The 13,063-nt window shown below is 41.3% G+C and carries 9 protein-coding genes, 1 tRNA gene and 2 rRNA genes (1 of these 12 only partly in view); all 12 read left to right on the top strand.

Annotated elements, in window-relative coordinates; translation table 11 throughout:
* Positions 1-125 precede the first annotated feature (125 nt).
* Positions 126-1,088 carry a 6-phosphofructokinase gene (pfkA, locus tag J9537_RS08795; RefSeq protein ID WP_010746303.1) on the top strand — a complete coding sequence of 321 codons (963 nt, stop codon included), beginning with the start codon at positions 126-128 and terminating at the stop codon, positions 1,086-1,088.
* Positions 1,089-1,151: 63 nt separating this feature from the next.
* Entirely contained in the window at positions 1,152-2,936 is a 1,785-nt protein-coding gene (gene pyk / locus J9537_RS08790) for a pyruvate kinase (RefSeq protein ID WP_218255746.1), read from the top strand.
* Positions 2,937-3,354: 418 nt separating this feature from the next.
* Positions 3,355-3,906: a YceD family protein gene (locus J9537_RS08785; RefSeq protein WP_218257357.1), complete on the top strand. Its 552-nt coding sequence runs from the start codon at positions 3,355-3,357 to the stop codon at positions 3,904-3,906.
* Positions 3,907-3,965: 59 nt separating this feature from the next.
* Positions 3,966-4,145: a 50S ribosomal protein L32 gene (rpmF, locus tag J9537_RS08780; protein WP_010740070.1), complete on the top strand. Its 180-nt coding sequence runs from the start codon at positions 3,966-3,968 to the stop codon at positions 4,143-4,145.
* Between the two features lie 223 nt (positions 4,146-4,368).
* The gene (locus J9537_RS08775) at positions 4,369-5,103 is read left to right on the top strand and encodes a CPBP family intramembrane glutamic endopeptidase (protein WP_218255744.1); all 735 of its coding nucleotides are present in this window, start codon (positions 4,369-4,371) and stop codon (positions 5,101-5,103) included.
* 53 nt (positions 5,104-5,156) lie between these two features.
* Complete coding sequence (locus J9537_RS08770; RefSeq protein ID WP_218255742.1) at positions 5,157-5,855, top strand: CPBP family intramembrane glutamic endopeptidase; 699 nt, start codon at positions 5,157-5,159, stop codon at positions 5,853-5,855.
* Positions 5,856-6,289: 434 nt separating this feature from the next.
* Positions 6,290-7,711, top strand: coding sequence for an NADP-dependent phosphogluconate dehydrogenase (gene gndA / locus J9537_RS08765; protein WP_218255740.1), 1,422 nt, complete (start codon positions 6,290-6,292; stop codon positions 7,709-7,711).
* 107 nt (positions 7,712-7,818) lie between these two features.
* Positions 7,819-8,505, top strand: coding sequence for a response regulator transcription factor (locus tag J9537_RS08760; RefSeq protein WP_010740068.1), 687 nt, complete (start codon positions 7,819-7,821; stop codon positions 8,503-8,505).
* Positions 8,502-10,007 carry a HAMP domain-containing sensor histidine kinase gene (locus J9537_RS08755; protein ID WP_010746309.1) on the top strand — a complete coding sequence of 502 codons (1,506 nt, stop codon included), beginning with the start codon at positions 8,502-8,504 and terminating at the stop codon, positions 10,005-10,007. Before J9537_RS08760 ends, J9537_RS08755 begins: the two co-directional genes overlap by 4 nt.
* Positions 10,008-10,534: 527 nt before the next feature.
* Positions 10,535-12,093: ribosomal RNA gene (locus tag J9537_RS08750) — 16S ribosomal RNA — on the top strand.
* 76 nt (positions 12,094-12,169) lie between these two features.
* Positions 12,170-12,242 (top strand) — tRNA-Ala (locus J9537_RS08745).
* A 177-nt stretch (positions 12,243-12,419) separates the two neighbouring features.
* Positions 12,420-13,063, top strand: a 23S ribosomal RNA gene (locus tag J9537_RS08740) (it continues 2,269 nt past the right edge of the window).
* The 16S and 23S rRNA genes sit together here with 1 tRNA gene alongside, the layout of an rRNA operon.

The raw sequence follows: 13,063 nt of genomic DNA, 5'->3' as shown, positions 1-13,063 counted from the left end.
AAAAACTTTTTTCAAAATCTAAGCTTTTCCCGTAGACATCCCAAGACTTTTGGGATGTTTTTTGGTAAAATGTACCATGAATTAAACGATGTATGTTTTTTTGAGAATACTTATGAGGTGAGAAAATGAAACGCATTGGAATTTTAACAAGTGGAGGAGACGCTCCTGGAATGAACGCTGCTGTTCGTGCGGTCGTTCGTAAAGCGATTTTTGAAGGCATGGAAGTTTATGGCATCAATTATGGTTTTGCCGGACTAGTTGCTGGCGATATCCGTCGTTTAGATGTTGCGGATGTTGGTGACAAGATCCAACGAGGCGGAACTTTCCTATATTCAGCTCGTTACCCAGAATTTGCTACTGAAGAAGGGCAATTAAAAGGGATCGAACAATTGAAAAAATTCGGCATCGAAGGGTTAGTTGTTATCGGTGGTGACGGTTCATATCATGGTGCGATGGCCTTGACAAAACATGGCTACCCAGCTGTTGGTATCCCAGGAACGATCGACAATGATATTCCAGGAACAGACTTTACTGTCGGCTTTGATACGGCAATCAATACGGTATTAGAATCCGTTGACCGTATTCGTGATACTGCAACTTCACACGTACGTACTTTTGTCATCGAAGTGATGGGACGTAACGCTGGCGACATCGCTCTATGGTCTGGTGTTGCAGGTGGAGCAGACGAAATCGTCATTCCTGAACACGATTTTGATATGGAACGTATCGCTAAAAAGATCCAAGCTGGCCGCGATCGCGGGAAGAAACATTGCTTGATCATCTTAGCTGAAGGTGTAATGGGCGGAAATGAATTTGCTGATAAACTAGCTGAATATGGCGACTTCCATACACGTGTCAGTGTATTAGGCCACGTAGTTCGTGGTGGTTCACCAAGCGCTCGCGACCGTGTATTAGCCAGCAAATTTGGTTCATATGCTGTTGATTTATTGCTAGAAGGCAAAGGCGGATTGTGTATTGGTATTGAAGACAACAGCATTGTTGCATCAGATATCGTTGATACATTGGAAAATAACAAACACAAACCAGATTTATCATTATACAATCTGAACAACGAAATCTCATTTTAATCTCGTTAATAATAGTTAAAAGACTATATATTATAAACAATCAAGAATGGAGCGTATTACGTAATGAAAAAAACGAAGATCGTTAGTACATTAGGACCAGCAAGTAACACGGTTGAAACAATTTCTCAATTAATTGAAGCTGGTGCTAACGTGTTCCGTTTCAACTTCTCACACGGAGACCACGAAGAACAACTTGCACGTATGAACATGGTTCGTGAAGCAGTAGAAAAAACTGGTAAAGATGTCGGTATTCTTTTAGATACTAAAGGTGCTGAAATCCGTACAACTGTTCAAGATACTACAGACGCAGATTACGGCCGCGCTGGCTATATCGAATTCAACGTAGGCGATGAAACTCGTATCTCAATGGACCCAGAACATAAAGGGACAAAAGAAAAAATCGCTGTTACTTACCCAGGTTTGTACGACGACGCGCACATCGGTGGACACATCTTATTCGATGATGGCTTGATCGACATGGAAATCATTGGCAAAGACGAAGCAAATCGTGAATTAGTTATGCTTGTTAAAAATGCAGGTATGCTAGGTTCTCGTAAAGGTGTAAATGCTCCTGGTATCTCAATCAACTTACCTGGTATCACAGAAAAAGACGCAGACGATATCCGTTTTGGTTTAGATAACGATATCAACTTTATCGCTGCAAGTTTTGTACGTAAAGCACAAGACGTTCTTGATATTCGTGAAATCCTTGAAGAAAAAAATATGACACACGTTCATATTTTCCCTAAAATCGAATCACAAGAAGGAATCGATAACATCGATGAAATCATCAAAGTTTCTGATGGTATCATGATTGCCCGTGGAGATATGGGTGTTGAAATCGCTCCTGAATTAGTACCTATGGTTCAAAAACGTATCATCAAAAAATGTAACTATGCGGGCAAACCAGTTATTACAGCAACACAAATGTTAGAATCAATGCAAGAAAACCCACGTCCAACACGTGCGGAAGCATCTGACGTTGCCAATGCTGTATTTGATGGAACAGACGCTACAATGCTTTCTGGTGAATCTGCAAATGGTAAATACCCAGTTGAAGCTGTTGGCACAATGGCTCGTATCGATATGGAAGCTGAATCTGCTTTGTCAGAATTAGGTTCTTTCCAAATCAACGAATTTGATAAATCTAACGTAACTGAAACAATTGGTTTGTCTGTGGCTCGTGCTGCGAAAAACTTAGGCGTTAAAACAATTGTTGCAGCGACTGAATCAGGCCATACGGCTCGTATGATCTCTAAATATCGTCCAGATGCTGATATCTTGGCTGTGACATTTGATGAACATACTAAACGTAGCTTGATGGTTAACTGGGGTGTGTTCCCAACGGTTGCTGAAAAACCAACGACAACCGATGAAATGTTCGACTTGGCTGCACAAAAAGCAGTAGACTTAGGCTTCGCTTCTGAAGGCGACTTGATTCTTATTACTGCTGGTGTACCAGTTGGTGAACGTGGAACAACAAACGTTATGAAAGTTCAAATGATCGGTTCTAAATTATTACAAGCTCAAGGTATTGGTGAATCAACAGTCGTTGCTCACGCAGTGGTTGCGAAGTCTGCTGAAGAAGCAATCAAAAAAGCAAAAGACGGCATGGTTCTTGTTGTACCTACAACAGATAAAGACTATATGCCAGCAATCGAAAAAGCAGCTGCTTTGATCGTTGAAGATGGCGGTTTGACTTCACATGCTGCAGTTGTAGGTATCGCTCAAGACATTCCTGTAGTTGTTGGTGCAAGCACTGCAACTTCAACGGTTGTTGATGGTGAACTAGTTACAGTTGACCCTCGTCGCGGTATCGTATATCGTGGACAAACAACAGCAATCTAACATTCGATTGAAAAGTTACCTGTAGAAATAGGGACTGCGACAGTATCTGTCACAGTCCTTTTCTATGAGAAGTACGGGTGATTGAACGATGTCAATATTTTCCATGATACCCGTCTGCTCAGCTAGCTCAGTAATAGGCCGATAATTTTTCTACGCATACCATTTTGTTAATTCCGCTAGAGCGTAAAGAAAAGCTGACCAAGCTCATAAAGCTTTTAAGTTGTCTGGCTTACCGAACTAGATTTTTCAGCAATAAGCGAAACTATTTTGAAATTTGAAAAGCAATTTAAAAATAGTTTAGTCTTATTGTTCTAAATCTGACCGAGTTCGTAAAGCCTTTCGAGGTGTCAAGAAAATTTCATTGACAAAGGTTTTTTCCACCTGTATAATATCGATTGTTGCTTAGAGGTGATGAATGATGAAATGGTCGATTGGCGAATTGCGCCGCTACAAAGAAGAAGCACTAAATTTTTCAGAAACGATCGATGTGAATGAGGCATTAACAGCCCGGGACAATGAAATCCTGGCAGTTACTCCGGTTACTGTAGACGGTATCTTGTCTGTCGGAAAAAATGAATATGTTTTACATTATCGTTTGAAAACTATTGTAACTGTTCCTTCAGCCCGCTCCTTGGAACCAGTTGATCTACCACTTGATCTTTCAGTGGATGAAGTCTTCATGACACGGGAGCAATGGTCTTCAATGGAAGAAGAACAAGACGAAGAGATCCTTGTCTTAGACAATGATACGATCGACTTGACGGATTCTATCGAAGATAACATTTTATTAGCGATTCCGATGCAGGTCTTTTCTGAAGAAGAATTGCAAGCGACAGATTTACCCAAGGGCAATGATTGGGAAGTCGTGAGCGAAGAAGATTACCTGCAGAAAAAAGAATCCGCTGAAACAATTGATCCTCGTCTTGCAAAATTATCTGAACTATTCAATGAATCGGAAGATGACAAGTAAGATTGGAATAAAATGTATCAGTAAATGATACTTCATTTTATAAGGAGGTGTAACACCCAATGGCAGTACCAGCTAGAAAAACATCAAAAGCTAAAAAGAACAAACGTCGTACTCACTACAAATTGACCATTAAAGGATTGAACGAATGTCCTAACTGTGGCGAAATGAAGAAGAGCCATCACGTATGTGCCAACTGCGGCTACTATGATGGAAAAGATGTTATGTCTAAAGAAGCATAAGCACTTTTTAATAGAGAAGATCAAAACCTCAAGACTAACCATGGAGTCTTGAGGTTTTTCTTTTTGTGATGAACAGTACTTTACCGAGCGATTCCTGCTTAGTAAAGTACTGTTTTTTTATTATCCGCTAGACATTAAGAGAGAATCAAATATATACAAGCAAAATAGTTGTCTATTAACATTAAATGCACTAATCTTAGGTAAAAAATTATGGAGAGAAAAAATGGAAAACCATTTAACTCGTCTGAAGCTGTACTTCTTTTATTTCGTCATAATAATCGGTTATTTGATTCTGCCTAGTATCGCTTCAGCTATTACTGGCTTCTCAAGTAGTGCTGTTGTCACTGCTTTTTCTCAGGTAGTGTTCATCGTACTTTCTTTTATGATGATAAACAGATATCGCCTTAATAAGTTCTGGCATTTTGAAAAGTTGAGTGGAGCAAAAATGCCCCCTCTTTTATTGCTGCTCCCAGCAATTTTTCCTATTGCGGCAGATCTGTTGTTCATGAGAGTCGGCGACTTTTCTTTTCAGAAACTCGGGATTAGTCTGATTACTTCATCCCTTACTGGTATCACCGAAGAATTCGTTTTTAGAGGCGTTCTCTTAAGTGGATTTCTACTTGTTTATCAATCAAAGGGCATCTGGAAGCCTGTAATGATCTCTAGTGTTTTATTTGGTGCTGTGCACTTTCTTAATTTACTTTCTACTACACAAGTATCGCCTAAGTTGGTGATACTCCAAGTTGTCTACGCGACTTTTCTTGGTATTTTCCTAGCTAGCCAGTTCTTAGTCAGTAAAAATTTACTTCTACCTATAGTGACACATACGTTAATTGATCTTTTCAGCTTTGTGGAACATCCGCTGAATGGAACGCAGACCGTCGTCTTTTTGCTTCTATATGGAATAGTGCCTTTAATCTTTGGCGTTTATTTTCTAATGAGAGGAAAGAGCAGATAATTTCTACTTATCACATGTTATAGCATAAAATTTAATCAGAGAGGATGAGAGAGATGGAAGCTACAAAAAAATGGACATGGAAAGATACAGTGGTTTTATTCATACTGCCAGTTGAACTGACAGTTGGTGCGTTACTGAATGTCCTAGGACTAACTAAAAATCAATTACTGGCGACGGTATTGGTTTTCTTGATTTTCTTTACTGGCTTTCTTACAGCTGTGATTCTAAAGCGAGATTTGTTAGCTGAAGACTTTAGAAAATACAAGCAACATTTCTTTAAAAACTTTGGGCTAAGTATTCTTGGTGCAATTATATTTGGAGGAATTATTTTAGGAGGAAGAGGTCTTTTTCAGACAAATCAAGCCTTTTCTCAGATAGACTTTTCAGCTTCTGTGAGCCTTTCGACGGTTGTGCCTATAGCAATTTCTGGAATCATTCCTTTACTGGCTCCTTTTGTAGAAGAGACAGTTTTTCGTTATGAATTGTTTTATCGTTGGAAAGACACGAAATGGGTGAAGATAGCTATGCTTATTGTCTCGTCAGTGCTATTTGGCTTGGCTCATTATAATAACTATTCGAGTGTGCCTATTTTAATGTTACCAATGATGCTTGCAGGTGCGGCCCTAGCTGGTTTGTACTATTGGAGGGGGAATATCTGGATCAGTCTCTTTGCCCACTTTATCTATAACGCGGCCTTTTCATTTTTCCCAACGATTCTTCTCATCTTTATTCAATTAGCTGGTGGAAAGTAGAGTTAAATCATATGGTTGGAAATAGACATTTTCGAATGTCTATTTTTTTAAAAACTAAGCGAGCAAAGCGCAGCTCGAAGAATAAAAAGTCTTTGAAATTGTAAAAACTTTAAGGTATATTGAACAAGGCTCAATTTTGAGATTTGGCTTATCTTGGATGAAATTCATCCAGTGTGCCTAAAAAGTTTCTCAAATAGGTCATTTCGAAGATAAATGATGGCTCAATTTGAACGTTTTACGGTTTTTTTTATAGAAAGCACAATTCATTTTCCATTCTCACTTTCTTAGGATATAATGAGAATCGTATTGAGCAATTCGGATAACAGATCTACTAAATGATTAAACAAAATCAGTAGATTGTTGTACGTGGTGAAAGTCCACCTTATTTCTCACTTGAGAGAATAAGTAAATTAACACGAAGTAGGAGGATAAATATGTCAAAACAACAATTCGGTGTCGTAGGTATGGCCGTCATGGGGAAAAATCTAGCGTTGAATATTGAAAGCCGCGGCTATTCAGTGGCTTTATATAATCGGACTGGATCAAAAACGGAAGCGGTAGTAGCAGAACACCCTGATCGAAATCTAAAAGCAACATTTTCAATCGAGGAGTTTGTCGATTCAATTGAAGTTCCTCGTCGCATTATGTTGATGGTACAAGCGGGACCGGCAACGGACGCAACGATCCAACAACTACTACCACATTTAGATAAAGGCGACATTTTAATTGATGGAGGAAATACCTTCTTTAAAGATACGATTCGCCGTAATGAAGAATTAGCCAACTCAGGCATCAACTTCATTGGTACTGGTGTTTCTGGTGGTGAAAAGGGTGCGTTAGAAGGCCCATCTATGATGCCAGGCGGACAAAAAGAAGCCTATGATTTAGTGGCTCCTATTTTTGAACAAATCGCTGCAAAAGCCGAAGATGGTGAACCATGTGTCACCTACATCGGAGCCAACGGTGCAGGACACTATGTAAAAATGGTTCATAATGGGATCGAATACGGGGACATGCAATTGATCGCTGAATCGTATGATTTAATGCAGCATTTGCTAGGCCTTTCCGTTGAAGAAATGGCTGAAGTGTTTTCAGAGTGGAACGAAGGCGAACTAGACAGTTACTTGATCGAGATCACAGCAGACATCTTGACTCGTAAAGATGACGAAGGCACAGATAAAGCGATTGTTGATGTGATCAAAGATGCCGCTGGAAATAAGGGAACAGGTAAATGGACCTCACAAAGTGCTTTAGACTTGGGTGTTCCACTACCATTGATCACTGAATCAGTGTTTGCTCGCTTCATTTCTGCCTATAAAGAAGAACGCGTGGCAGCTAGCAAAGTTCTATCTGGTCCAGCTCCTTACAAATATGAAGGCGACAAAAAAGAACTGATCGAAAAAATCCGTGAAGCTCTTTATTTCAGTAAAATCATGAGCTATGCACAAGGGTTCTCTGAATTACGTGCAGCTTCAAAAGAATTTGGTTGGGACTTGCCATTTGGTGATATCGCAAAAATTTGGCGTGCCGGTTGTATCATTCGCGCTCGCTTCTTACAAAAAATTACGGATGCCTATGAAAAGGATGCTGACTTGGCAAACTTAATGTTAGATGATTACTTTAAAGAAATCACTGACAAGTACCAACAAGCAGTTCGTGAAGTTGTTGCTATCGCTGTACAAGCAGGTGTCCCTGTGCCAACATTCTCATCTGCGATCACTTATTACGATTCTTACCGTGCTGAACGGTTACCAGCAAACTTGATCCAAGCACAACGCGATTACTTCGGCGCTCATACGTATGAACGGACAGACAAAGAAGGAATCTATCACTATAGCTGGTACCACGAAGAATAGCAGAGGTTATTTATAACAATACTTGTAACTAACTATAGCTTTTTGACAGGTTTAGCCCTATAATGATAGAGGTTTAATGAAATTCAACTTGGAAAGGAACTAAAAAAATGAGTAATATTCTGATCATTGAAGATGAGAAAAATCTAGCTCGTTTTGTCGAACTAGAATTGAAGCACGAAGGCTATGATACAGAAGTTCATTATAATGGTAGAACAGGACTTGAAGCCGCTTTGGAAAGTGACTGGGATGCAATCTTACTTGATTTAATGCTTCCCGAGTTAAATGGCTTGGAAGTTTGTCGTCGTGTTCGTCAAGTGAAAAATACGCCGATCATCATGATGACTGCTCGCGATTCAGTGATTGACCGCGTTTCAGGCTTAGATCATGGTGCGGATGACTACATCGTCAAACCATTCGCCATCGAAGAATTATTGGCACGTCTACGTGCATTACTCCGTCGCATCGATATCGAAGGAGATAAGAACGTTGCGAAACAAACAACGATTACTTATCGTGATTTAACGATCGAAAAAGAAAATCGTGTAGTTCGTCGCGGCAATGAAATTATCGAGTTGACAAAACGTGAATACGAATTACTATTAACGCTAATGGAAAATGTGAACGTCGTTCTAGCTCGTGATGTCCTACTTAATAAAGTTTGGGGATACGAAACAGAAGTAGAAACGAACGTTGTTGACGTGTATATCCGTTATCTGCGTAATAAAATCGATGTACCAGGCGAAGACAGCTATATTCAAACCGTCCGCGGTACTGGGTACGTTATGCGCTCATGAGAAAATTTATCAAGAAACAAAGAGAACTGAAAGGGCCCTCACTCACTATCAAGTGGGCCTTTACAAGTTCTTTCTTTATATTCGTTGTATTTACGATTTTTGCCGTAATCACGTATAAATCCTCTGTTAATTTAATTGTTACAAAGGAAAGAAACAACGTTGAACGCACAATTTCTGAAGTGACCTCTCGCTTAGCGAATGCCAACGAAGAGTTAACACTGGTGAATACCTATCGAACATTGACGGAAACAGATACTCAAGATAACGCTATGTATGATCAAAACATGACGTTAGAAGGAAATATGATGCGTATTGATGACTTCATTTCGGAGTTAGGACAGCGTCAGCTTTCGCTTGATATTTACAATTTAGATAAAAAATTAATTTTCAAAACACAAAAGACCTACCAACCCTTAGTTCAAACCAAGCATAAAGCACCGACTATTGTGACGGTCGATGAAAAAAACGGGTTTCTATCGGTTGAACCGATATACTCTAAAAAAACGAGAGAAAAGATTGGCTATGCTCAAGTCTTTTATGAATTGTCAGATTTCTACGAGATGCGAAGCAAGCTATTATTAACGCTGATCGTGTTAGAGATCGTTTCATTGTTGCTGAGCAGCTTCTTAGGTTTCTTACTGTCTTCATACTTCTTGAAGCCTGTGAAGATTTTACGGGATACGATGGAGATTATTCGGCAAGACCCTCAAGCAGAGGTCCATGTTCCGGATATTACGACCAATGATGAATTGGCCGACCTTGCAGTGATATTTAACGATGTGATCGACCGTATTCGAATGTATATCGAACAGCAAGAGCAATTTGTTGAGGATGTCTCTCACGAATTGAGAACACCTGTCGCGGTGATTGAAGGCCATTTGAACATGTTGAACCGCTGGGGGAAAGACGACCCAGAAATACTGGATGAGTCTATTCAAGCTAGCCTACAAGAACTTGTTCGGATGAAGAGTCTCGTTCAGGAGATGCTGGATCTTTCTCGTGCAGAGCAAGTTGATGTGTATTATGGAAATGAGACGTCAAAGGCAAAAGAAGTCACGTATCAAGTATTCAACAACTTTAAATTACTTTACCCTGAGTTCACCTTTACATTGGATGACGATTTAGATGGGGAAAAAATGTTGAAAATCTACCGTAATCACCTAGAGCAGATTTTGATCATTATCTTAGACAATGCCGTGAAATATTCTACGGATCGGAAAGAAGTGCATATTTCTGTCTCTTCTACACTGAATAAGTTTGAGATAGCGATTCAGGATTTTGGTGAAGGGATACCAGATGAAGACATTGCAAAAGTCTTTAATCGTTTCTATCGAGTAGATAAAGCTCGTGCACGCACAAAAGGTGGAAATGGGTTAGGATTATCAATTGCGCATAAACTTTTGGAAAGCTATAAGGGAAGTATCAGCGTCGAAAGCTCTGTTGGCAAAGGGACAATTTTTAGAATTTTTATTCCTATGGTAGAAGAAAAAACAGCCGAGTAAAACTCGGCTGTTTTTTTATGCGAAAGTTTAAAAAGTTTTATACTCAAGATAGCGTTATTTTTGTTTTAAAATCGAACGTTATTTTGGAGTTTCAAATGATCGTTCGAAAAATAAAAAAGATTGAAAAAAAGTGTAAAAAATAGTTGCATTACTGCTTGAAGATTGCTATATTATTAAATGTTCCCAAGAGAGAAAAACATCTTGAAAAAAATTAAAAATAATTGTTGACGGATGAAAAATCTTGTGGTATTTTTATAAAGTCGCTTGAAGGAAACACGAAGCAAACTTGTTTTTTTATCAAAAAGTTTTTAAATAAAAGTTGTTGACTTTTAAATGGAAACCTGATATGATATAAAAGTTGCTGAAACAAAGCGACAAACAATGTAGACCTTTGAAAACTGAACGAATAAAACAAACCAAATGTGTAGGGCGTTTCTTTTAATAGAAACAAACAACATAGCAAGCAATATGCTAGCAAGTCAATTTTTACAATTGAGCTGATCAGTCGTAAGACTGTTTCAAACACTTTTTATGAGAGTTTGATCCTGGCTCAGGACGAACGCTGGCGGCGTGCCTAATACATGCAAGTCGAACGCTTTTTCTTTCACCGGAGCTTGCTCCACCGAAAGAAAAGGAGTGGCGAACGGGTGAGTAACACGTGGGTAACCTGCCCATCAGAAGGGGATAACACTTGGAAACAGGTGCTAATACCGTATAACAATAGAAACCGCATGGTTTCTATTTGAAAGGCGCTTTTGCGTCACTGATGGATGGACCCGCGGTGCATTAGCTAGTTGGTGAGGTAACGGCTCACCAAGGCAACGATGCATAGCCGACCTGAGAGGGTGATCGGCCACATTGGGACTGAGACACGGCCCAAACTCCTACGGGAGGCAGCAGTAGGGAATCTTCGGCAATGGACGAAAGTCTGACCGAGCAACGCCGCGTGAGTGAAGAAGGTTTTCGGATCGTAAAACTCTGTTGTTAGAGAAGAACAAGGATGAGAGTAGAATGTTCATCCCTTGACGGTATCTAACCAGAAAGCCACGGCTAACTACGTGCCAGCAGCCGCGGTAATACGTAGGTGGCAAGCGTTGTCCGGATTTATTGGGCGTAAAGCGAGCGCAGGCGGTTTCTTAAGTCTGATGTGAAAGCCCCCGGCTCAACCGGGGAGGGTCATTGGAAACTGGGAAACTTGAGTGCAGAAGAGGAGAGTGGAATTCCATGTGTAGCGGTGAAATGCGTAGATATATGGAGGAACACCAGTGGCGAAGGCGGCTCTCTGGTCTGTAACTGACGCTGAGGCTCGAAAGCGTGGGGAGCAAACAGGATTAGATACCCTGGTAGTCCACGCCGTAAACGATGAGTGCTAAGTGTTGGAGGGTTTCCGCCCTTCAGTGCTGCAGCTAACGCATTAAGCACTCCGCCTGGGGAGTACGACCGCAAGGTTGAAACTCAAAGGAATTGACGGGGGCCCGCACAAGCGGTGGAGCATGTGGTTTAATTCGAAGCAACGCGAAGAACCTTACCAGGTCTTGACATCCTTTGACCACTCTAGAGATAGAGCTTCCCCTTCGGGGGCAAAGTGACAGGTGGTGCATGGTTGTCGTCAGCTCGTGTCGTGAGATGTTGGGTTAAGTCCCGCAACGAGCGCAACCCTTATTGTTAGTTGCCATCATTTAGTTGGGCACTCTAGCGAGACTGCCGGTGACAAACCGGAGGAAGGTGGGGATGACGTCAAATCATCATGCCCCTTATGACCTGGGCTACACACGTGCTACAATGGGAAGTACAACGAGTCGCGAAGTCGCGAGGCTAAGCTAATCTCTTAAAGCTTCTCTCAGTTCGGATTGTAGGCTGCAACTCGCCTACATGAAGCCGGAATCGCTAGTAATCGCGGATCAGCACGCCGCGGTGAATACGTTCCCGGGCCTTGTACACACCGCCCGTCACACCACGAGAGTTTGTAACACCCGAAGTCGGTGAGGTAACCTTTTGGAGCCAGCCGCCTAAGGTGGGATAGATGATTGGGGTGAAGTCGTAACAAGGTAGCCGTATCGGAAGGTGCGGCTGGATCACCTCCTTTCTAAGGAATATTACGGAAACTACACAGGTTGCTTTATTCGTTCAGTTTTGAGAGGTCTACTCTCAAATAAATATTTGGGGCCTTAGCTCAGCTGGGAGAGCGCCTGCTTTGCACGCAGGAGGTCAGCGGTTCGATCCCGCTAGGCTCCATTGATGACGTTGGTCATCAATCGTTCATTGAAAACTGGATACAGAAACAATAATTTAAACAAACCGAGAACACCGCGTTGAATGAGTTTTTTAAATAAGTTCAATTGCTTATTTTTTTCTGATTGGGAAATCTATCGCTAGATGGAACAATCAACCCCCTAACGCAAGTTAGGATAAGGTTAAGTGAATAAGGGCGCACGGTGGATGCCTTGGCACTAGGAGCCGATGAAGGACGGGACTAACACCGATATGCTTCGGGGAGCTGTAAGTAAGCTTTGATCCGGAGATTTCCGAATGGGGGAACCCAGCATCTTTTATAGGATGTTACTTTTCAGTGAATACATAGCTGATTAGAGGTAGACGCAGAGAACTGAAACATCTAAGTACCTGCAGGAAGAGAAAGAAAAATCGATTCCCTGAGTAGCGGCGAGCGAAACGGGAAAAGCCCAAACCAAGAGGCTTGCCTCTTGGGGTTGTAGGACTCCGATATGGTAGTCCAGTGAGATAGTCGAAGGACCTGGAAAGGTCTGCTAGAAAGGGTAAAAGCCCCGTAGACAAAATTTGACTGGCACCTAGGAGGATCCTGAGTACGGCGGAACACGAGGAATTCCGTCGGAATCCGGGAGGACCATCTCCCAAGGCTAAATACTCCCTAGTGACCGATAGTGAACCAGTACCGTGAGGGAAAGGTGAAAAGCACCCCGGAAGGGGAGTGAAATAGATCCTGAAACCGTGTGCCTACAACAAGTTAGAGCCCGTTAATGGGTGATAGCGTGCCTTTTGTAGAATGAACCGGCGAGTTACGATTACTTGCGAGGTTA

The organism is Enterococcus raffinosus (assembly GCF_019175485.1).
Taxonomy (GTDB): domain Bacteria; phylum Bacillota; class Bacilli; order Lactobacillales; family Enterococcaceae; genus Enterococcus_A; species Enterococcus_A raffinosus.
The sequence above is the reverse complement of the archived record's forward strand: the minus strand, read 5'-3'. Positions and strand labels throughout refer to the sequence as shown.

What these genes read in the sequence shown, in the direction of transcription:
- pfkA (WP_010746303.1), top strand. Translation starts at nt 126, where the DNA reads ATGAAACGCATTGGAATTTTAACAAGTGGAGGAGACGCTCCTGGAATG.
- J9537_RS08775 (WP_218255744.1), top strand. Translation starts at nt 4,369, where the DNA reads ATGGAAAACCATTTAACTCGTCTGAAGCTGTACTTCTTTTATTTCGTC.
- gndA (WP_218255740.1), top strand. Translation starts at nt 6,290, where the DNA reads ATGTCAAAACAACAATTCGGTGTCGTAGGTATGGCCGTCATGGGGAAA.
- J9537_RS08760 (WP_010740068.1), top strand. Translation starts at nt 7,819, where the DNA reads ATGAGTAATATTCTGATCATTGAAGATGAGAAAAATCTAGCTCGTTTT.
- J9537_RS08770 (WP_218255742.1), top strand. Translation starts at nt 5,157, where the DNA reads ATGGAAGCTACAAAAAAATGGACATGGAAAGATACAGTGGTTTTATTC.
- pyk (WP_218255746.1), top strand. Translation starts at nt 1,152, where the DNA reads ATGAAAAAAACGAAGATCGTTAGTACATTAGGACCAGCAAGTAACACG.
- J9537_RS08755 (WP_010746309.1), top strand. Translation starts at nt 8,502, where the DNA reads ATGAGAAAATTTATCAAGAAACAAAGAGAACTGAAAGGGCCCTCACTC.
- rpmF (WP_010740070.1), top strand. Translation starts at nt 3,966, where the DNA reads ATGGCAGTACCAGCTAGAAAAACATCAAAAGCTAAAAAGAACAAACGT.
- J9537_RS08785 (WP_218257357.1), top strand. Translation starts at nt 3,355, where the DNA reads ATGAAATGGTCGATTGGCGAATTGCGCCGCTACAAAGAAGAAGCACTA.